Genomic DNA, 20,838 nt, shown 5'->3' with positions numbered 1-20,838 from the left:
CCCTATGGAAAAGCTAATCGCACAGATAAAACAAGGTAAAGTGTGGCCGTTTCCAGGTGGCATTCATCCACCGGGACAAAAAACAATTTCCAACAGTCAAGCAATCGCCCGTTTACCTTTGCCCGACAAACTCGTTGTGCCATTAAAACAACATATTGGTGCTAACGGTCAACTGATCGTCGAAAAAGGCCAACAGGTACTTAAAGGGCAAGCACTTACAAAGCCTGTTGCAAATTGGTCGGTGCCAATACACGCCCCCACTTCTGGTACTATTACTGATATTTGCCAAATGCCGTCTGCGCATCCATCGGCATTGCCTGAATTGTGTGTAATTATTGAGCCCGATGGCCAAGATAGCTGGTGTGCGTTAGCACCGGTGACAACACCAAGCCAGCTTTCTCACGAGCAACTTATCGATATTATTCATGACCGTGGTATTGCCGGTATGGGCGGTGCAGGATTCCCAACTTATATTAAAGCAGATAGTCGCAAAGCAATTGAGTATTTTATTGTTAATGCAGTGGAATGCGAGCCCTATATTACTGCTGATGATGTACTAATGCGTGAGCATGCTGCAGGCATTATTGCTGGCATAGAGATCATGCAGCAATTGCTTACACCAACACTCACTATCGTTGGCATTGAAGATAACAAACCAGAGGCCATCGCAGCCATGCAGGCAGCGGCTGAGTATAATGACAAAATAATCATTCAAACAGTTCCTACTGTTTATCCTTCTGGTGGTGAAAAGCAATTAATTAAGCTACTTACCAATAAAGAAGTCCCTAGTGGGGGAATTCCAGCAGATATCGGTGTGTTAGTACAAAACGTCGGCACTTTATTTGCTGTTCATCAAGCTGTCTATGAAGGTAAGCCACTAATTGAACGTGTTATTACGGTAACAGGTAATACAATTCATAATCCGGGTAATGTATGGGCTTTATTAGGCACTGAAATAAAACATCTACTTGATTGCCAAGGCTTTTCACCAGTGCCACAGCAACGCGTTGTAATGGGCGGCCCTATGATGGGCTTTACTTTGCCAACGGTGCGTATCGGCGTGGTAAAAACCACTAACTGTATTTTAGCCCCAGATCATGATGAGCTGGCAGAGCCCGGCCCTGAAAAAGCCTGTATTCGTTGTAGTGCTTGTGCTGATGCTTGCCCTGCTTCACTGTTGCCTCAGCAATTACAATGGTTTGCTAAATCAAAAGAATACGACAAACTGAAAGAGCATAACCTGTTTGATTGTATTGAATGCGGTGCTTGCGCGTATGTGTGCCCAAGTGAAATTCCGCTGGTGCAGTATTACCGTGTGGCTAAAGTTGAAATAAAAGAACAGCAAGCTGAGCAAGTTAAAGCTGAACGTGCGAAAGAGCGCTTTGAACTTCGAAAACAACGCCTAGAGCGGGAGCAAGAAGCACGACAAAATCGCCATAAACGCAAACCAGCTGCTGAAAAATCGGCTGACGAAAAACAAAAAATTGCCGATGCTCTAGCACGCGTTAAAAACAAACCAGCAAAAGATGACGACAAATCAGCTGTGGCCGCTGCAATTGCTCGCGCCAAAGCTAAAAAACAAAATCAAGAAGCAACGCTTGAACCAGATAACAGTGACGTAGCATTAGAGCGCGCAGCGCGCAAAGAGCAAGCTCGAAAATACAAAGAGCAAAAAGCCGCAAGCAGTACAGCTGCTGATCCGGATGATAAAAAGTCAGCCGTGGCCGCTGCGATTGCCCGCGCTAAAGCGAAAAAAGCGGCGGCATCAGAAGATGAAAGCGATAACACGACTGCTGCACCTACTGATGATAAAAAAGCCGCTGTAGCCGCTGCAATTGCCCGTGCTAAAGCAAAAAAGGCAGCACAAGCAGCAAGCGTAGAAAACGACAACTCTGAAAGTGAAGTCGCTACAGCCTCACCTGCCGATGATAAAAAAGCCGCTGTAGCCGCTGCAATTGCCCGTGCTAAAGCAAAAAAGGCAGCACAGGCTGAACCAGCAGCAAGCGTAGAAAACGACAACTCTGAAAGTGAAGTCGCTACAGCCTCACCTGCCGATGATAAAAAAGCCGCTGTCGCTGCTGCTATTGCTCGTGCAAAAGCGAAAAAGGCAGCACAAACAGCAAGCGTAGAAAACGACAACTCTGAAAGTGAAGTCGCTACAGCCTCACCTGCCGATGATAAAAAAGCCGCTGTCGCTGCTGCTATTGCTCGTGCAAAAGCGAAAAAGGCAGCACAAGCAGCAAGCGTAGAAAACGACAATTCTGAAAGTGAAGTCGCTACAGCCTCACCTGCCGATGATAAAAAAGCCGCTGTCGCTGCCGCCATTGCCCGCGCGAAAGCGAAAAAGGCTGCAAAAGCTGAACAAGCGGCTAGCGAAGAAAACGACGATGCTGAAAATGAAACTTCGGCTACAGCGATAAACGAAGCTGAAATCGCTGAAGATAAACCAGAACAGACCGCACAAGATAAGAAAAAGGCCGCTGTTGCCGCTGCGATTGCCCGTGCAAAGGCTAAAAAATTACAACAAGAAGGAAGTGATAAGTAATGAAGCTAACGATGGCCAGTTCGCCGCATAGCCACAGTCATAAATCACTTAGCAGGTTGATGCAAACAGTGATCTTAGCCTGTATTCCTGGACTTATCGCACAACTGTATTTTTTTGGTACGGGTGTATTGATCCAGCTAATTTTAGCGTTAGTCACGGTTAGTATCAGTGAAGCCATTATTATGCTTATTCGCAAGCGCCCTGTATGGCCTGCGCTTGGAGATGGCAGTGCATGGCTTACTTCGGTCTTATTAGCATTAAGTATTCCGCCACTCGCCCCATGGTGGGTTATTGTGATCGGTAGCTTTTTTGCCATCGTCATTGTTAAACAGCTCTATGGTGGCCTTGGTTTCAATTTATTTAACCCTGCCATGGCTGCATACGTGTTATTGCTTATTTCGTTCCCTGTGCAAATGACCACTTGGATGCCAGTTAGTGACTTACTGGCAAACCCAATTAGTCTTACTCAACAGCTTAGCGTTATTTTTAATGGCTTTACCAGTGCAGGTTTTAGTGTTGATCAACTTAGAGTTGGGGTTGATGGCGTAACAATGGCCACACCTTTGGATACCATCAAGACTGATATCGCTCATGGTTTAACCGTATCTGAAAGCATGCAAGCCGCTATTTTTAATAGTTGGTTAGGACAAGGTTGGGGCTGGGTAAATCTTGGCTTTTTAATCGGTGGCTTATACCTTATTAAAGCCAAAGTTATAAATTGGCATATCCCAGTTGGTGTACTTGCATCAATTGCTGTGTGCAGCGCAATTGGTTATATCGCAGCACCTGGTACTGAGCCTGGTATGGTATTTCATTTATTTAGTGGCGCAACCATGTTAGGGGCCTTTTTCATAGCCACGGATCCGGTTTCGGCAGCTACCACTAATCGCGGCCGGTTAATTTACGGCGCATTGATTGGTTTATTAGTTTATTTGATCCGTACTTTTGGCGGTTACCCAGATGTCATGGCGTTTGCTGTGTTACTACTCAATATGGCCGTGCCACTGATAGACTATTACACTCAACCACGTACTTATGGCCATGGGGTGAATAAATGATTATTTCATCAATGACAAAAAATGGCGCTATTTTAGCCCTGTTTGCCCTGCTCACTACCGGCGCTGTTGGTATTATCCATAACCTCACGGCTGACAGTATTGCAGACCAAGAGCGCAAACAACTTTCATTACAGCTGCAAGATGTACTCGCCCCTAATTTTTACGATAATACTCTTTATCAAGATTGTGCCATCATTGATGATCCACTACTTGGTAATAAACCACAAACCGTTTATCGTGCTCGCAAGGGTGGCCAACCTGTTGCTTTAGTAATGCGCCACGTGACGCCAAAAGGTTATAGCGGCGATATAAGTTTATTAACTGCCGTATTTGCAAACGGGGACGTTGCCGGAGTACGTGTTACTAAACACGAAGAAACGCCTGGTCTTGGTGATAAAGTAGAAATGAAAAAATCTCTTTGGATCACTTCATTTAAAGATAAAACTGTACTTGATGACGACGATACTCGCTGGGCAGTAAAAAAAGATGGCGGAGACTTTGATCAATTCACTGGCGCTACCATTACACCACGTGCCGTGGTTGGCTCAGTAAAACACGCTGTGTTATTCTCAAAAAACAATTTCGATGCGGTATTTAGTGCTGATAACGCATGCCAAGTAGGTGAGCCATGAGCCAATTAAAAGAACTGTTTAACGAAGGAATGTGGAAAAACAACCCTGCCCTCGTGCAATTACTCGGTTTGTGCCCACTACTGGCCGTCACATCAACGATAACCAATGCGATGGGCCTCGGTTTAGCCACTCTGCTGGTATTAGTTGGCTCGAACGTCACAATTTCTGCGGTGCGTAATTTCGTGCCAAAAGATATCCGCATTCCTGTATTTGTGATGTTTATCGCAGGCTTTGTAACCATAGTGCAGCTATTAATGAATGCCTATACGTTTGGCTTATATCAATCGCTAGGAATATTTATTCCACTGATAGTTACTAACTGCGCTATTATCGGCCGCGCTGAAGCGTATGCCTCTAAGAATCCGATTCATTTATCAGCGTTTGACGGTTTAATGATGGGCTCTGGCTTTATGGTAGTACTGGTTGTGCTTGGCGCAATGCGTGAGTTGATCGGCCAAGGTACCTTATTTGATGGCGCCGATTTACTACTGGGCCCATGGGCATCGGTTTTACGCATTGAAGTATTTAGTTTTGATAATCAATTTTTGCTCGCTATTTTACCACCCGGTGCATTTTTAGGTTTGGGCTTACTGATTGCTGCTAAAAATGTCATTGATGCGCAAATAAAAGCAAAACAAGTAGCACCACCAGTGGCCGAAAAAGGCCCACGAGCAAGGGTCACCAGTTTAACTTAAGGGGAAGCGCACAGTATTTACTGTGCGTTTAAGTTGCATGAATAAAGAAAAACGATACGAAATACTCTCTCGCTTGCGCGAGCAAAACCCACATCCAGAAACCGAGCTTGAATATTCAAGCCCGTTTGAACTGTTAGTTGCGGTAACGCTATCAGCACAAGCAACTGACGTTGGGGTAAATAAAGCCACCCGTAAGCTCTTTCCCGTCGCCAATACGCCGCAAGCTATTTTAGATTTAGGTCACGATAAACTTCGCGATTACATTAAAACCATCGGTTTGTTTAATTCTAAAGCTGCCAATGTGTACAAAATGTGCCAAATTTTAGTTGATAAGCACAACAGCGAAGTGCCTGAGAATCGTGAAGCCCTAGAAGCCCTACCCGGCGTTGGCCGTAAAACTGCCAATGTGGTACTCAACACCGCCTTCGGCTGGCCGACAATCGCGGTAGATACCCACATAGACCGCGTATCAAACCGCACTAAATTTGCTATGGGTAAGAACGTTGTTGAAGTAGAAAAAAAGCTATTAAAAGTTGTACCAGCAGAGTTTAAAGTAGATGTACATCACTGGCTCATTTTACATGGACGTTATACCTGTGTGGCGCGTAAGCCAAAGTGTGGCAGCTGTATAATTGAAGATTTATGTGAGTTTAAAGAAAAGACTGAGTAACTAATTTTTAATTGAAATATTAAGATAATCATACGATATGTGCCCTACGTATGATTATCTTAATTTGAAAACCTCAAATAAACGCTTAACCTTTAAACATTACCGGACATAAACTCTATACTCCCAAGGCGCCAACTTAAGGCTTGCGTCTTCAGTAAGCGTTGCCTTTTGTTTGCTAAATAGCTCTGTATATACTCCAGCTGTTTGTGGACCCATAAATTGAATATCTTGCTCTTTATCAGAAAAATTAATCACAACAAACACTTTATCTTTGGTATTTTCGCGGATAAAACTAAACACCTCTGTCGGATTAGTATTATAAATACGCTCCATTGTCGCGCCATATTTACCATGCCACAACGCACTATTTTGTTTCTGCAAAGCTAAGAGCTTCTGAATCAATGGCTTAAATTTATGTTCTTTCCATTCGATAGGATCTTTTTCAAAAAACTCAAGCCGCTTAATATTCCCAGCTTCAAGTCCATTATAAATTAATGGCATACCTTCACCGACAATAGACAATACGATTGCTGTCGCTACTTTTTCTTCGCTACCATAACGCTCAAACACGGTTCCTTCCCATGAATTAGCATCGTGATTTGAAACATACGTCATCCGATAGCTATTTTTCGGATACGCTCCCTCATTCCATGAATAGTATACAAACAATCTATTTAAATCAGCGTGACCACTTAAAATATCATGAATAGCTTCCTGCCAAGACCATGCATAAGTAGCATCAAAAGCTTTAGCATGTAAATCACGCATTTCCCATTCAGCTAACATAAAAACGGGCTTGATCGCGTCTAGCTCCGCCCTAACGTTTTCCCAAAAATCGAGAGGAACAAAACCAGCTACATCACATCGATAACCATCAATATTTACTTCTTTGACCCAATACTTCATTGCATCAGTCATGTATTCACGCATTTCTGGTACGTTATAATCAAAGTCGATTATGTCTGACCAATCCCACCACGGCGTAGGTTGAAAATTACCTTGCGAATTTTTTGTATACCAATTTGGGTGCTTATGTCTTAATTCATTATCCCAAGCACTATGATTTGCTACCCAATCTAGAATAACGTACATACCTAATTCGTGAGCAGCGTTAACAAAGCTTTTTAAGTCATCTAAGGTACCAAACTCAGGATTAACACCGTAGTAATCTTTTACTGAATAAGGGCTACCCAGCGACCCTTTTCTGTTTTCTTCGCCAATCGGATGAATCGGCATTAACCAAAGAATATCGACGCCAAGTTCTTTTAATCGTGGTAGTTGATGCTCAGCGGCTGCAAATGTTCCTTCAGGTGTGAACTGTCGCGTATTAATTTGATAAAAACTTGCGTTCTTACTCCACTGAGGATGCGTTAACTTCACATATTCTTGTGGAACATAATTAGAGGAAATATTTGTTGTCTTAGTTTTTTTACTTATATTAGTGCAGGCACACAGCCCTAAAAATAGTAATATTATTGAAAGGTTTTTCATTTATAAAGCCCCTTAAACGATTAAGTTTTAACAATATGCGATGTAGTGAAATTATTTTCAATAAACTATTAACATGAATACGTATGTAAGTCTTAATGCCTATCTACGATAATTATCATTCGGTTGGCCAACCATTGCTGTAGATACGCATATATTCCGTGTATCAAACCGTACTAAGCTTGCCATGGATAAAGACGTGGTAGCCGTTGAGCAAAAACTCGAAAAAGTGATCCCCAAAGAATTTAAAGTAGACGTACAACATTGGCTCATACTGCACGGACGTTATACCTGTGTTGCCCGTAAACCAAAATGTGGCAGCTGTATTATTGAAGACTTGTGTGAGTTCAAGGATAAAACTGAATAATGTTTATTCTTTTTTGAGCCAATAAGTAAATTTTAAGTTTTTATCTTAGTTGTTTGTATGCATTATTTAACTGCTAATGACTAATCAATTACATTCAAATGACGGTATTCCTATTCAATTTTTAATACTTCGATTTTAAGTAAAGAAAACAATAGATTGCCTAAAAAATGCTTGTACATAGCTTCTATTTCTTCTTGAGAGATAGTTCCACCACGTATAAGGACTTCTTGCCGCTCAGCTGGCTCTTTTATGATAAACCCGGTAGAACTGAACCCATTTTTTTCATAAAACGCTTTGCGCTTAACTCTTTGTTGATAGTTTTCTGTCTTTTCATCAAGCTCCTCAATAGTGAGTACTATTCTTTTATTTGAATGCTTTTCATTCATAGAATCCATTACTTTGCTTCCGTAACCACTTGAGCGGAGCAATTCAGATATAGCAAAAAACTTTACACAGATAATTTGTTTATATTCTTTAGTGTAGAGAAAACCAACCCATTTATTATGATCATAAATAACATCAAAGCCATTTTTTCCATTCCTCATTCTGTATTTAACAAGCCATTCTGGTAGTCTGTGAACTTTTGGAAAAGCTTCGAAAAAAAGGTCTATAACTTTTGAATAGTTAAAATCATGTTTGTTAAGTGGGCGAAAAGTGATCATCATATTAACCCTGCAAGCCAATCAACAGTTAAGATAGTAGTAAAAACCTTTAATCCAATCAAACCGAAAAATATGAATATAAATGTAACTTTAATTTTTTTACTTTTTATATTATTCCAAGATAGAAGTTTTGCTTGAAATTCACTTTTTAGCTCATCAATATCCTCTTTCATACATAATTCCCTATCTCGTGCTGTAATTATATTAACTACAACACAGTTAATATGAGTTACCAAATTAACTTTGTAACTAAAAGTTCCGATGAAGCCTAATGCAAACACATGATCTTTGCTCTTTAGGATTTCAACTACCAACATTTTGAAAGCTAGTTACATCTGCCTTCCTTATATTTAAGTTGGCCAACCATTGCTGTAGATACGCATATATTCCGTGTATCAAACCGTACTAAGCTTGCCATGGGTAAAGGTGTTGTTGCGGTTGAACAAAAACTTTTAAAAGTTGTACCAACAGAGTTTAAAGTTGATGTACATCACTGGCTCATTTTACATGGACGTTATACCTGTGTGGCGCGTAAGCCAAAGTGTGGCAGCTGTATTATTGAAGACTTATGTGAGTTTAAAGATAAAGCAGAATAATCAAAGCCTGCTTTGTGCTATGAACGGACATTGAGGCGTAACTCGTTTCTGCCCCAAAGTAAGTTAGCGGGTACCGTCTAGCAAACTATGGGAAGTCCACTCAGCCGTGGCAATGTTAGAAAGTCACTATTTCTTTAACAATGATAATTATGAATTTTTTGGCCATGGCCCTTTTGTTGCCATTGGCATTATAGGTGAAGACAGCATTGAGCCACTATCTACTTTTGGTGCTGGATACATGCTTGGTTGGAAATATGACCAGGAATCGAATGTATCTTGGAACGTTGGTCTAGGTTATTACGTTAATACTGAAGCAACTCTCATGCGCGATGAGTACTCTGATGGGATGACAACAACAGTTCAAGACCCAGAAAAATTGACCTATAAAAAAGATGTGGGAGCACTAATGCTCTTGTTCAGCGCTACATTTTAACAAGATAGCCTTTATAGGTTTTCTTTTAACAATCGGCAGCACACATTTTTATAAAATTGAGGGTTTTGAAGAAACCCTCAATATAAACTAAACCTTAACCACCACATGCTGGTGCATCAATACCTGAACAATCCTTGATAGTGACAGTTCCAGTTCTAATAGGAATAAAATAGTTAAAATTATTTATTGTAATGTTAATGTCATGTGCCTGTGAAGAAGAGCCTACTCTTATTCTTAAATCTGCTAGTTCCTTAGCATTTTTAGGTATTGTATTACCCTGCTCATCCACCACCTCATTTATTGTTGCTTCAATTTTTATTGGTTGTGAAAGTAATTTAAGAGTAACCTTTATGTGACCACCTGATGAAAGTGGGATAAGAAATTGGTCTGGAATATCGGTTTTAAGTAAACCAAACGCTTTACCTATGGTGATCAAACTTGCTTCAGCTGTTCTCATGGAAGAATACATACTGTCATTTAACTGAGAATTAATTTCAGCTTTACAAAATGCACAATTTACAAATGACCACGCATTTTCTATACCGGTATTTCCTCCAGTTTGTATCTCAATATTTTGGGCGCTTGAATGTAAACCTTTAATAGAGGTCTTAACATTATTCATATACTTCTGCACAGTGCTAGATGTTGCTGTTAACGATGAGCGTGGTGCTACTTCAGGGGGTCTTGGTGGTGGAAGTGGAGTCGATTCCAACCAAACCTTATAGGTAGAAATTTCTTTATTATATAAGTCTACAACATTAACAGTTTTAGAATTGCTTGAGCCAAGACTCGATTTACTAATATTATTCATTGCCCATGAATTTGCTTTAGATTGCCTTTCCAAACTAGTGCACTGATAACACTCTGCTCCATTATACGTGCTAGCTTGAGATACAGATGAGCAAGCAATTAAAGTTGAACTTAATAGTAACAACGAACTAATAAATCGCATAAATTTCCCCTTAAAGGTAATGATGTTAATTATCATTTGCATTGTATGTCATTGATTTTATATTTGTAAACACTTTCTAAACAATAAAGTGCTCGCCTACAGTTTTTTGTGTAACTTATGATTTAAATAAATCTGGGCAAAACTACAATGCGCTATACGATGAGATAAAGTTATCACCGGGCTGGTGTCATGCACTTGATTCGATTTGGTTAATATCTACCACAGAAAATGCGAAGAAATTATCGGACAGGCTCAGAAAAAAGATGGATAATAATGATGACTTGTTAGTAATAAAAGTAACTCTCGATTACGCAGGGTTAGATAAAGCTACATGGAATTGGATCTACAAGTATGTTACTGACTAAAGTTGGGTTTAATCATTGGTAATTTCTCAAAAGGATATAACAATTTTAGCAGCTCGTAAATTTGCAGCTGTAATGGCTAAAGCTTCTTTCTCAGCTTTGAGAGTCTCAAAAAGCTCTGTACTTTCTTCCCCTAGAATGAAGTTAGAAATATTCTCTGAATTTTCACGATTATTTACTGTGCCGCTTATTACATTTCGATGGATAAAGTTGTGGTCAAAGATGAGCAATTCACAATCAGCAGGTAATCCCGGTGCCCAAGTTTCATTTGAAAACGATGTTATTGGCGCGTTATCGAACTGTAGTTCGACTCTCATCGCATTAGCCGCAGCTCCTTGTTCCGGTATAGCCTTACGATCTTTGATTAACTCTGGGTTATTAGACGCTAGAGAGTAGAAAATGTCACACAATGTACTTTTACCATTTCGGTTCTCACCATAGATTATATTCACATCTGAAAATTGCGTGCCTCCCGCTCTTGCACTGTGGTAGCTACCAATACCTTCAATTTTTCTAATTCTTCTTAACATTATGAAATCCATTTAGTTTGAGATGTTTTATGCTGGCATAGCGCTATAACTAAAAAACTCTTGTAAAAAATAAATTATCGACTTGAGTTTCTAGCAAAGCCAAGCAGATAATTACTATTGTGTAAGACTAACCTGATTTGATTGTAACTAAGAGATTTTTACGTTTTACCAAGTGATGTAGACTTACTTCCCCTACACCTGTTGATTTTTGGATGAAACTATAACTCACTTCTGTCCAAAAACGAGTTTACCCAACCGTCTGCTTCTCGCTTAAAGCAGTCTTGCAAAAGTCTACGTTCATTATATTTTGGCTGGCCCACCATCGCTGTAGATACGCATATATTCCGTGTATCAAACCGTACTAAGCTTGCCATGGGTAAAGACGTGGTTGCGGTTGAACAAAAACTCGAAAAAGTGATCCCCAAAGAATTTAAAGTAGACGTACACCACTGGCTAATTCTGCACGGCCGCTACGTGTGTACCGCCCGTAAGCCTAAATGTGGCAGCTGTATTATTGAAGATTTGTGCGAGTTTAAAGAGAAAACAGAGCAATTTCTGTCTGCTACGATACGATAGCGAACGTTACCTTTCTAGCTAATCTATAGAACGATTTTCTTTTACCCTGTCAAATAACCCCTTGTAATAACGGTAAATATCTTGTATGGTTATTTTAGGTTCGTCACCTAGACCTTCCATGTGGTCAACGACGATTATATTTTTGTTAGCTTATCAGGTGGTTTTGGTGCTAGCGCGAATGGAACGTAGTGAAGCATAAATATGTTTTCTTTATCATATTTACAAACACAAGGCTGCCATGTGCATAGGATTAACAATGATGGGACAAGATACACCTAAATTTCCAATATACCCTTCTCAACTCAAACAATTTAAAGAAAAATCAGAAAAGATTGTATGGGCTTTAAACCGTGCTAATCTCGTAAAAAGTAATCTATCTTCTTTTAAAAGAAATGATGCTTTAGCTCGAACGCTCGGATACAAATCGCACAGTGATCTGGTTTTTAGTTCAAAGGCTAGGCAACAAGCAGATAAGATCAAACCATTAATTATTTTTTCAGATGAAAAAATATCTAAGAGGATAGCAACAACCTTTTGGCAGGAATTTGATGGTAAAGAGAGTTCATATAAATTATTTCAAAGTGTTGTTAATCAACTTGGAAACCAAGAGGTAGATTGGGAGCAAGGAGTAGCTAGCTTTTCAGATGATAAGCATAAAATATACATCATGATTTCATTGAATACTGATGGCATAAAATTAATCAATATAGGCAGTAAATACCTTCTCAATCTTGATTGGCAATCTAGCATTTTAATTGGAGACGTTTACGGTTTTTCTGGTAGGGATAATTTAATAGACCTTCTGGAAGATTATGTCGATAAACCTTTGTTAATCGAAGGCATTGAAGAGGGAAATGAATATTTGCCTACAAAAGCATTACTAAAGAATCTGAATGATTTCCCTGGCCCTTTGCTTCGTTCTTTATATTATGAAGCGGAAGACCAAAACAGAGAATACATCAATAGTTTGCCACAGAATAAACACTTAAAAAGTTTATTTGATTGATGAATAATACTCAAAGGACTTCCCCCGTCTCTTTAGAGACGGGTATACTAAGTAATCAATTTCTGTTGGATTTAAGTTAACTTATTAAATCTAGGTGAAATAAACTAGCTCATATCCATAACCGACTAGGGAAGACGTAGTCCGTATTGAGCTAAAACATTGAGTGAATTTTCATTACATCTCTATTTGCACCGCGAGTACAACACTTAACGTCCGCTTATGGCTAAAAGCAGCTTATAAGTTTTACCTTTGACTATCTACGTTCATTATATTTTGGCTGGCCGACAATTGCAGTTGATACGCATATTTTCCGTGTATCAAACCGTACTAAGCTTGCTATGGGTAAAGACGTGGTTGCGGTTGAACAAAAACTTGAAAAAGTGATCCCCAAAGAATTTAAAGTAGACGTGCACCACTGGCTCATTTTACATGGACGTTATACCTGTGTGGCGCGTAAGCCAAAGTGTGGCAGCTGTATTATTGAAGACTTGTGTGAGTTTAAAGAGAAAACAGAGTAATCAAAGCCTGCTTTGTGTCATGAACGGATGTTGAATAGATCCCCTGCAAAATTAGTACTTCATGTCTCATTTAATATTGCTCTCTGTTGCTTTCTCCATGCTGCTGGGGTATCGCCATATGCTTTTTTAAATTGTCTGATGAAGTGAGTAGTATCATTCCAACCAAGCTCTTCAACGATCAAATTTATGGGAGCTTTTGTATGTAACAATCTTGAACAAGCTTCTGTTAAACGATTCCTAGTAATCCAATCTCCAATAGAGTATCCCGTATCTTTTTTCACTAACGTAGCTAAGTGTGATGGGCTGCAATGGATGGCCTTTGCTACATCTTTCAGTGAAATCGGCTCTAAAAAGTGCCGCTGAATATAATCCAACGCTGAGACAACTTTGTTAGAGCCTGTAACAACGTACTTTTCTAATTGTGTGGCCTTCTCAATTTCATATAAAATCAAAATTAGTAGACTCCTATAAACCTCCAAATAGTTAGTATGTGCATTTTTTAATGCTTGCTGAAGTTCATTAAACAAAAATGTTATGCTCGATAAACGCTTTTCATCCAACTTTAAAATAGGTAGAGCACCTAATCGAACTTGTCGAAATGGACGCATTAAGGGATCATTCTCATTGAAACCAAGGCAACTTGGGCAAAAACTGACCCACCACACATCCAAGTTTTCGCCTTCAATTAAACTATGGGGCATACCTGCTGGAATTAGTGTGAACATATTAGCGTCTAATTCCACTACTCCTCTATGATGCATTTTTAGAGTGCCTTTATTAATAAAGGTAACAATATATTCTGTTTGAGAACCGTGTTCTTCGCCACTTAAGTTGTCAATAAATTCATGCCCAATACTAATCGTATGTTCCGAATGCATTTACCCCCCTTTTCAGCTAAACGAACAATAAGCCGATTATAGCGTAGAGGTATCCATATAAAAACTCGAACATTGAATGGATAATAGATTCTAACAAAACAAAAAGCCGATATTTGGCATACCTACAATTTAATGACTGGAGATTTTTAGATGAGTTTAACATTGGCTTTGATGGGATTAGCTCTACATACATTGATATGGGAAAAGCTTCCTGATTGGGGAAACTGGTTCAATTGGATAGTGAAGCGATTGCCTAAACCTTTAGCTTATCTATATGATGCGTGGCGTTGTCCATTTTGTTTTGGCTTTTGGATTGCCTTAGCATTGCACGGTATAACTGGCATTAGTACGCTTGAGAGCTTAACTTCTATGCCACAATATCTTGGTGTACTAGGTGTGCCAATAGCTTGGTTTTTAGATGCTTTAGCGACAGCATTACTCATTATGTTTGGCAATTTATGTTTTAGCGCAATCGCAGTCCCAGCTATTAAGGGGCATCAAATGACACAAGAGTTTCGAAAAGCAATGCTAGAAGATGAAAGTGCTTAATTGAAAATAGGATGGCAGATATGACAACTAATGATATATCAAGTGATAACAGTTTATTCACGAGTGAACATCTTTCGGTTTATTCCTGTGCTTCGATATTTTTAGAAAATCAAACTTTTGTGGTAGAAAAAGTAGTCGAGCTGCTTACACCGCAAGTAGTGAAGGCACTCCCTATTGGCTGGCAAGGTATTGAAACGCCTAAACAAGCACTTAATTGGTTGAATGATAGGTTTAATGAAAGCAATTTACTTGCAATTAAGTTAAAGCAATCACATGAAATTATTGGGTTTGTTTTTATCCATAAGACGGAAGAAAATGTAAGTCCTGTCTCTTTTAATATAGGGTATTTGATTGGTGAAAAATATTGGGGGAAAGGTTATGCAAGCGAGGTTTTAACTGCGTTGGTCAATTATTATAAAAACCAAGCTAAAGCCAGCATCCTGCTTGCAGGTGTTGAAACTGACAATATTGCTTCTATTAAAGTGCTAGAGAAATGTGGATTTGAGATAAGCAAATCAAAAATGGCTCAGGAATGTAATTTATATTATGAACTTAGGCTTTAAATTTCATAACGTAATAGGCGCAGATTTTAGCTGAGCGGCTGCTTCTCGCTCAAAGCAGTCTTGCAAAAGTAAGTATTTTCGCTCTAGGTTCATTATATTTTGGCTGGCCAACCATTGCTGTAGATACCCACATAGACCGTGTATCAAACCGTACTAAGCTTACTATGGGTAAAGACGTGGTCCGCGGTTAAAAGCTCGAAAAAGTGATCCCAAAAGAATTTAAAGTAGACGTACATCACTGGCTTATTTTACATGGTCGTTATGTTTGTACAGCCCGTAAGCCTAAATGTGGCAGCTGTATTATTGAAGATTTGTGCGAGTTTAAAGATAAAACTGAGTAGATATAGACCCAAACCTGTAGATAAAACACCTTCATTTTAAACGATTATTAATTATAAACCTCAATTATCAGGCTTATAAGAATAAGCTCAGTGATTAATTCGCATTCCAGTCTTTTTTTCTGTTTATTAAAGTAGGTGCCTAACTTTGGCACCTTTCATTTTCCATACCTTGAAAATCAATTTAAATAAAATCTGTTTATTCGTGATTTGGCGTAATTATTAGAATATTTTCAAAGTATTAATTTCACAAGCGTCAATCCTTTAGTTATGCTGTTGAGCATTATGAAATTTTATTGCGAGAATTCCTATGTTACCTATACTTCGTATCTTGTTAATTGAGCAAGACCCCGCCACCTTGCAAGAGCTTTCTACTAATCTGTCGAAAACCATCCCAAATTTTGAGCGAGATGATATTCATATCGATATTATTGAGCGTCTTGAGCTAAAACAAGCATTGGACATTGTAGAGGAAGATGGCGATATTCAGGCCGTAGTGCTTAGCTGGGATTTGCAAAATAAGGTTGGCGAACGCACTTATAGTCGCTTTATCGAGCAGTTAAAGGGGATCCGCCTTGAGTTGCCTGTTTATGTTATTGGCGATGATACGAAAGGGCTAGAAATAGTTAATGAGTCGGAGGAGATTGAGTCTTTCTTCTTTAAAGATGAGGTGATTTCTGATCCTGAAGCAATTTTAGGCTATATGATCAACGATTTCGATGACCGCTCAGAAACCCCATTTTGGACGGCGTATCGCCGTTATGTTGGCGAAGCAAACGATTCTTGGCATACACCGGGACACAGCGGCGGCTCTAGCTTTAGAAATTCCCCTTATATCAAAGATTTTTATCAGTTTTATGGTCGTAATGTGTTCGTTGGCGATCTGTCGGTTTCAGTGGACTCTTTAGGTTCATTGTCAGATAGCACCAATACAATTGGCCGTGCGCAAGAGTCAGCAGCGGCGACGTTTGAGGTTAAGCATACCTATTTCGTTACCAATGGGTCGTCTACCTCAAATAAAATCATCTTGCAGACATTGCTGCGCAAGGGCGATAAAGTGATTATCGACCGCAATTGTCATAAATCTGTGCACTATGGCATTTTACAATCAGCGAGTTTACCTGTTTATTTGTCGAGTATTTTAAATCCAAAATATGGCATCTTCGCGCCGCCGTCGTTGGCCGACATTAAACAGGCGATAGAACAAAATACCGATGCGAAATTGCTAGTCCTCACGGGTTGTACTTACGATGGCCTACTGAGCGATCTGAAACAGGTGGTAGAGTTTGCCCATCAACATGGTATTAAAGTATTTATTGACGAAGCGTGGTTTGCTTACTCTCTGTTTCATCCAAGCCTACGATACTATTCCGCCATTCATGCTGGCGCTGACTACGTCACCCATTCAGCACATAAAGTGGTATCGGCGTTTTCTCAGGCGTCTTATATTCATGTTAACGATCCCGATTTCGATGCTGATTTCTTTCGCGAGATTTACAGTATTTACGCCAGTACATCGCCAAAATATCAGCTTATCGCATCGCTTGACGTGTGCCAAAAGCAGTTAGAGATGGAAGGCTATAAGTTACTCAATGCTTTGTTGAACCATGTGGAAGAATTTAAACAACAGATGGCTTCACTCAAGCAAATTAAAGTGCTAGGTAAACAAGACTTTATGGAAATATTTCCGCACTTTAGTGGTGATAACATGGGTCACGATCCGCTAAAAATTCTCATCGATATTAGCGAATTACCTTATTCATTAAAGGATATTCATAAATACCTGCTGGATGAAATTGGCCTAGAAATAGAGAAGTACACTCACAGCACCATCTTAGTATTACTGACGCTTGGCGGCACACGCTCAAAAATAATTCGTCTTTACAATGCGCTCAAAAAACTCGACAGCGGTAAAGTGAAGTTGTCAAAATCGACGCGACGATCTCGCTTGCCTGAGAATCTACCAGCCATAGACTTAGCGTGTATTCCAAGCGATGCCTTTTATGGCGAGCGCGAATCTGTGCCTATCGGTAAAAGTAACAACCGTATTTGTGCCGGTTTAGTCACCCCCTATCCGCCAGGCATTCCTCTTTTGGTGCCGGGACAGCATATTACAGAGGAACATATAGAGTACCTTAAAGAGTTAGCAGGACAAGGTTTGACGATTCAAGGGAGTTTTGATGGTGAAATCTATGTTCTTAAGGGCAAAGTTCAAAAGTAAAAATATACTTTAATACAGTCGAACTCCTTATAACTAAACAGCAATGTCACACGATATTGCTGTTTAGTGCGTTATAATTCTAGGCCACTTTAATAGAACTTGGTGTGCTAAGCTCATGTTAGTATTAGGTAATATCACGTCAGAATTTAAAGATAAGACAGAGTAAATAATACGAAGTATAGTAGATTAAAGAACTGACCCTGACACTACAAAAATAAATGAAGCGGATGCGTAATAATGCTAGTTAAGAACAAAAAAACGCTTACTTTAATGCGCATTGCTGCATTTATTGTCACCATCATGAGCATATACTTTTTTGCCCCTTGGAAATTTGCTTTATATTACTTGCAACCGCTACCGGCGACGATCAAAGAACAAACACAAGAGGCTATTGAACAAGGAGTCGATGGCATTATTGTGTATATTCATAGACAAGGACAGCAACCTGAATATTTTGCAAACGGTTGGCATAATCGAGAGCAAAAAATCCCCGCTTACCCTAGTGCACTTTTTAAAATTGGCAGCATTCGAAAGTTATATGATGCAGCAGCTTTAACCAAACTTTCAGCCGCTGGACGTATTGATGTAGATAAAACACTGGCTGATTATCTTCCATCATTAATTGGACGCATTGAAAACGCAGATAAAATAACACTACGAATGATGGTAAAACACAAAAGTGGCATACCCAATTACACAGACACTGATAATTTCGATTGGTCAATCACCTACCCTGACCCACTTGCATTAGTACTCGATAAACCCGCTGATTTTAGCCCTGATGCTGACTATGGCTATTCTAATACCAATTATTTGTTGCTGCGAAAAATTATGTCTAACGTGCTGGGTTATGATCATAACCAATATATTAAAGATGTAATTTTAACGCCACTGGGCCTAACGCATACGTTTTCATCTGTACATGAAATCAATTTAGTAGATTTGATGAGTGGTTACTACGTAGGTTATGAGAATGACTTTAAAGCACTCGATCAAGGGTATGTGGCAACAGCACAAGATGTGGGCGACTTTATTGTGGCATTAAATAATGGCACATTTTTTAGTGAACAAGAGCAGGCTTTGTACGCATCACTCTATAAATATGAGCACACAGGTTGGGTATTAGGGTATTCAAGCATTGCTCGTTATTATAAAGATATCGATACAGTCGTTGTGCAGTTTATAAATACTAATGGCAATGATACTGTGTTGCTCACAGAAATAATTTATAATCGGATTATTGATATTTTAACAGCGCAGCAGTAGTTACAGAGTAGCTGCGTTATCAAAAATTTATGTGAATTTTAAAGAGGATTTAAATGCGTTTATTACACACCATGTTACGGGTTGCTGATCTAGATAAATCAATTGCGTTTTATACTCAAGTACTCGGCATGAAAGAGTTACGCCGTGCTGATAACGAAGAGTATCGCTATACCCTAGCCTTCGTAGGCTATGGCGATGAAAAAGACACAGCAGTACTTGAGCTGACCTATAACTGGGATACCGACAGCTATGATTTAGGCAATGCCTATGGTCATATCGCCATTGAATTTGATGATATCTATAAAGCCTGTGCTGATATCAAGGCCGCTGGCGGTAATGTTAGCCGTGAGCCAGGACCTGTTAAAGGCGGCACAACAGAAATTGCTTTTGTAAAAGATCCAGATGGCTACTCAATTGAATTAATTCAGAAGAAAGAAAATATGAGTAAATTTTAGCAAATATATGTAATAGGTTTGCTAATCCGCTTTTTATTTATTTAAGCTCAACTCTGATACGATATTAAAAAAGGTGCTGTATGCACCTTTTTATCGTAATTGACTGTCTTTACTGCCACGTCGGTTAAACCCTTTAGAAAGCGTGCCTTTACCTTCTAGTTCAGCTTGGCAACTTACACAATACTTCACACCAGGTAACGCGAGCCTTCGTGCTTGTAGTATTGGTTCATCACATTCTTCACATAGCTCGGCACTAGCTCCAGAAACTAAATTACTTCTAGCATATTGCACAGCATCATTAACGCTGGCATCAATTTGATCTTGAATTGCACCCTCTCGTGCCCATCCACTTGCCATATAACCTCCTATTTATTTGGACGTTTATATGTACGCTAACATAGATGAAGTTTATTTAAGCTGAATATAAGAAAGGGAAAGATACTAATAAAATTTAGGAATTATTATATAAAATATTTAATTTTTAGATTTTAGATTTTAACTTGGATGAATAATTCTGAAGTAACTATAGAAATGCAGTTAAATTGATGTTACTGGCTTTTTAATAAAAGCCATCTTACTAATAAATAGTAAGTTTCGTCCCAAGAGATTAGTACTCTTGTTAACGTTGTGTATAGAGAGTGCGGTGTCACACTTCCTTGCACATTACTTAAAAAAAGTAAATGGCGTCCCCAAGGGGATTCGAACCCCTGTTACCGCCGTGAAAGGGCGGTGTCCTAGGCCTCTAGACGATGGGGACGCAGAAATTGGTTTGCAAATCACTGATTTGCTATTTCTGCGTAAGATGAGCCGAGCCTGCAAGGCGAATGGCATTATCTTCTCAGAAACATTTTCTGTGTCACTAGGACAACTGAATGGTTTAACTCGTTTCAGGCGAGCTGCTTAATAACACTGCACTTCCCTATTTAAAATAAGTAAGTGGCGTCCCCAAGAGATTAGTACTCTTGTTAACGTCGTGCATAGAGAGTGCGGTGTCACACTGCTTTATACATTACTTAAAATAAGTAAGTGGCGTCCCCAAGGGGATTCGAACCCCTGTTACCGCCGTGAAAGGGCGGTGTCCTAGGCCTCTAGACGATGGGGACACAGAATATGTGTCACTAGGACGACTGAATAGTTTAACTCGTTTCAGGCGAGCTGCTTCATAACACTGCACTGACTATGAAAATAGTAAGTGGCGTCCCCAAGGGGATTCGAACCCCTGTTACCGCCGTGAAAGGGCGGTGTCCTAGGCCTCTAGACGATGGGGACACAGAATATGTGTCACTAGGACAACTGAATGGTTTAACTCGTTTCAGGCGAGCTACTTAATAACACTGCACTTCCTTATTTAACATAAGTAAGTGGCGTCCCCAAGAGATTAGTACTCTTGTTAACGTCGTGCATAGAGAGTGCGGTGTCACACTGCTTTATACATTACTTAAAATAAGTAAGTGGCGTCCCCAAGGGGATTCGAACCC

20 protein-coding genes, 3 tRNA genes and 4 pseudogenes are annotated in these 20,838 nt (G+C 39.6%); 17 read left to right on the top strand and 10 right to left on the bottom strand.

The window, feature by feature from the left end; all coding sequences use genetic code 11:
- Positions 1–4: 4 nt before the first annotated feature.
- From rsxC to nth, 5 genes are read left to right on the top strand one after another with little or no spacing between them, the layout of a single operon-like run.
- A complete protein-coding gene (gene rsxC, locus H5180_RS08920) occupies positions 5–2,545 on the top strand; it encodes an electron transport complex subunit RsxC (protein WP_182758073.1) in 2,541 nt (846 codons plus the stop codon).
- A complete protein-coding gene (rsxD, locus tag H5180_RS08915; protein WP_182758072.1) occupies positions 2,545–3,603 on the top strand; it encodes an electron transport complex subunit RsxD in 1,059 nt (352 codons plus the stop codon). Before rsxC ends, rsxD begins: the two co-directional genes overlap by 1 nt.
- Positions 3,600–4,235 (top strand): electron transport complex subunit RsxG, encoded by a 636-nt coding sequence (gene rsxG / locus H5180_RS08910; protein ID WP_182758071.1) that lies wholly within the window; start codon positions 3,600–3,602, stop codon positions 4,233–4,235. Before rsxD ends, rsxG begins: the two co-directional genes overlap by 4 nt.
- Entirely contained in the window at positions 4,232–4,930 is a 699-nt protein-coding gene (locus tag H5180_RS08905) for an electron transport complex subunit E (RefSeq protein ID WP_145240717.1), read from the top strand. The genes rsxG and H5180_RS08905 overlap by 4 nt, the downstream gene beginning before the upstream one ends.
- Before the next feature lie 37 nt (positions 4,931–4,967).
- A complete protein-coding gene (nth, locus tag H5180_RS08900) occupies positions 4,968–5,600 on the top strand; it encodes an endonuclease III (RefSeq protein WP_145240715.1) in 633 nt (210 codons plus the stop codon).
- Between the two features lie 99 nt (positions 5,601–5,699).
- Here nth and H5180_RS08895 read toward each other — a convergent pair whose 3' ends face one another.
- Positions 5,700–7,091 (bottom strand): alpha-amylase family glycosyl hydrolase, encoded by a 1,392-nt coding sequence (locus tag H5180_RS08895; RefSeq protein ID WP_145240713.1) that lies wholly within the window; start codon positions 7,089–7,091, stop codon positions 5,700–5,702.
- Positions 7,092–7,206: 115 nt separating this feature from the next.
- Here H5180_RS08895 and H5180_RS08890 point away from each other — a divergent pair.
- Positions 7,207–7,455 (top strand): annotated as a pseudogene (locus H5180_RS08890) (endonuclease III); the annotation flags it as partial.
- A 110-nt stretch (positions 7,456–7,565) separates the two neighbouring features.
- Here the strand turns inward: H5180_RS08890 and H5180_RS08885 are convergent.
- Positions 7,566–8,120 (bottom strand): GNAT family N-acetyltransferase, encoded by a 555-nt coding sequence (locus tag H5180_RS08885; RefSeq protein WP_138623005.1) that lies wholly within the window; start codon positions 8,118–8,120, stop codon positions 7,566–7,568.
- A complete protein-coding gene (locus H5180_RS08880; protein ID WP_182735430.1) occupies positions 8,117–8,290 on the bottom strand; it encodes a hypothetical protein in 174 nt (57 codons plus the stop codon). Before H5180_RS08880 ends, H5180_RS08885 begins: the two co-directional genes overlap by 4 nt.
- 183 nt (positions 8,291–8,473) lie before the next feature.
- On the opposite strand from H5180_RS08880, the pseudogene H5180_RS08875 reads away from it, so the two are divergent.
- Positions 8,474–8,713, top strand: a pseudogene (locus H5180_RS08875) (endonuclease III); the annotation flags it as partial.
- Positions 8,714–8,819: 106 nt separating this feature from the next.
- Positions 8,820–9,146, top strand: a complete 327-nt coding sequence (locus H5180_RS08870) for a hypothetical protein (protein ID WP_182758070.1) — start codon at positions 8,820–8,822, stop codon at positions 9,144–9,146.
- Positions 9,147–9,240: 94 nt separating this feature from the next.
- On the opposite strand, the gene H5180_RS08865 is transcribed toward H5180_RS08870, so the two are convergent.
- Both H5180_RS08865 and H5180_RS08855 read right to left on the bottom strand, forming a co-directional pair.
- Positions 9,241–10,098 (bottom strand): hypothetical protein, encoded by an 858-nt coding sequence (locus tag H5180_RS08865; RefSeq protein WP_182758069.1) that lies wholly within the window; start codon positions 10,096–10,098, stop codon positions 9,241–9,243.
- 391 nt (positions 10,099–10,489) lie between these two features.
- The gene (locus H5180_RS08855) at positions 10,490–10,990 is read right to left on the bottom strand and encodes an AAA family ATPase (protein WP_182758068.1); all 501 of its coding nucleotides are present in this window, start codon (positions 10,988–10,990) and stop codon (positions 10,490–10,492) included.
- A gap of 231 nt (positions 10,991–11,221) precedes the next feature.
- On the opposite strand from H5180_RS08855, the gene H5180_RS08850 reads away from it, so the two are divergent.
- The 3 genes and pseudogenes from H5180_RS08850 to H5180_RS08840 all read left to right on the top strand — a co-directional run.
- Positions 11,222–11,566, top strand: a complete 345-nt coding sequence (locus H5180_RS08850; RefSeq protein ID WP_404936338.1) for a hypothetical protein — start codon at positions 11,222–11,224, stop codon at positions 11,564–11,566.
- A gap of 256 nt (positions 11,567–11,822) precedes the next feature.
- Positions 11,823–12,572: a hypothetical protein gene (locus H5180_RS08845; RefSeq protein ID WP_182732479.1), complete on the top strand. Its 750-nt coding sequence runs from the start codon at positions 11,823–11,825 to the stop codon at positions 12,570–12,572.
- Positions 12,573–12,844: 272 nt separating this feature from the next.
- Positions 12,845–13,090, top strand: a pseudogene (locus H5180_RS08840) (endonuclease III); the annotation flags it as partial.
- 59 nt (positions 13,091–13,149) lie between these two features.
- Here the strand turns inward: H5180_RS08840 and H5180_RS08835 are convergent.
- Positions 13,150–13,968, bottom strand: a complete 819-nt coding sequence (locus H5180_RS08835; protein ID WP_182758067.1) for an AraC family transcriptional regulator — start codon at positions 13,966–13,968, stop codon at positions 13,150–13,152.
- Positions 13,969–14,118: 150 nt separating this feature from the next.
- On the opposite strand from H5180_RS08835, the gene H5180_RS08830 reads away from it, so the two are divergent.
- The 6 genes and pseudogenes from H5180_RS08830 (at position 14,119) to gloA (ending at position 19,360) form a co-directional block, all read left to right on the top strand.
- The gene (locus tag H5180_RS08830) at positions 14,119–14,517 is read left to right on the top strand and encodes a hypothetical protein (RefSeq protein ID WP_182740327.1); all 399 of its coding nucleotides are present in this window, start codon (positions 14,119–14,121) and stop codon (positions 14,515–14,517) included.
- Positions 14,518–14,537: 20 nt separating this feature from the next.
- Positions 14,538–15,080 carry a GNAT family N-acetyltransferase gene (locus H5180_RS08825; RefSeq protein WP_182740328.1) on the top strand — a complete coding sequence of 181 codons (543 nt, stop codon included), beginning with the start codon at positions 14,538–14,540 and terminating at the stop codon, positions 15,078–15,080.
- Positions 15,081–15,178: 98 nt separating this feature from the next.
- A pseudogene (locus H5180_RS08820) lies at positions 15,179–15,421 on the top strand (endonuclease III); the annotation flags it as partial.
- A 307-nt stretch (positions 15,422–15,728) separates the two neighbouring features.
- A complete protein-coding gene (locus H5180_RS08815) occupies positions 15,729–17,639 on the top strand; it encodes an aminotransferase class V-fold PLP-dependent enzyme (RefSeq protein WP_145240707.1) in 1,911 nt (636 codons plus the stop codon).
- Between the two features lie 234 nt (positions 17,640–17,873).
- Positions 17,874–18,905, top strand: coding sequence for a serine hydrolase (locus tag H5180_RS08810; protein ID WP_182758115.1), 1,032 nt, complete (start codon positions 17,874–17,876; stop codon positions 18,903–18,905).
- A 53-nt stretch (positions 18,906–18,958) separates the two neighbouring features.
- Entirely contained in the window at positions 18,959–19,360 is a 402-nt protein-coding gene (gene gloA / locus H5180_RS08805; protein ID WP_145240703.1) for a lactoylglutathione lyase, read from the top strand.
- Positions 19,361–19,450: 90 nt separating this feature from the next.
- Here the strand turns inward: gloA and H5180_RS08800 are convergent, their stop codons facing one another.
- The 4 genes from H5180_RS08800 to H5180_RS08785 all read right to left on the bottom strand — a co-directional run bounded on the left by H5180_RS08800 (position 19,451) and on the right by H5180_RS08785 (position 20,629).
- Positions 19,451–19,717 (bottom strand): DksA/TraR family C4-type zinc finger protein, encoded by a 267-nt coding sequence (locus tag H5180_RS08800; protein ID WP_145240701.1) that lies wholly within the window; start codon positions 19,715–19,717, stop codon positions 19,451–19,453.
- Positions 19,718–20,041: 324 nt separating this feature from the next.
- Positions 20,042–20,117, bottom strand: a tRNA-Glu gene (locus tag H5180_RS08795).
- A 270-nt stretch (positions 20,118–20,387) separates the two neighbouring features.
- Positions 20,388–20,463 (bottom strand) — tRNA-Glu (locus tag H5180_RS08790).
- A 90-nt stretch (positions 20,464–20,553) separates the two neighbouring features.
- Positions 20,554–20,629: transfer RNA gene (locus tag H5180_RS08785), tRNA-Glu, on the bottom strand.
- Between the last annotated feature and the right edge of the window lie 209 nt (positions 20,630–20,838).

The organism is Pseudoalteromonas sp. SR41-4 (genome assembly GCF_014163985.1).
Classification (GTDB): Bacteria; Pseudomonadota; Gammaproteobacteria; order Enterobacterales; family Alteromonadaceae; genus Pseudoalteromonas; species Pseudoalteromonas rhizosphaerae.
Note: the sequence above shows the minus strand (reverse complement) of the source record. Positions and strands in the feature narration are given on the sequence as shown.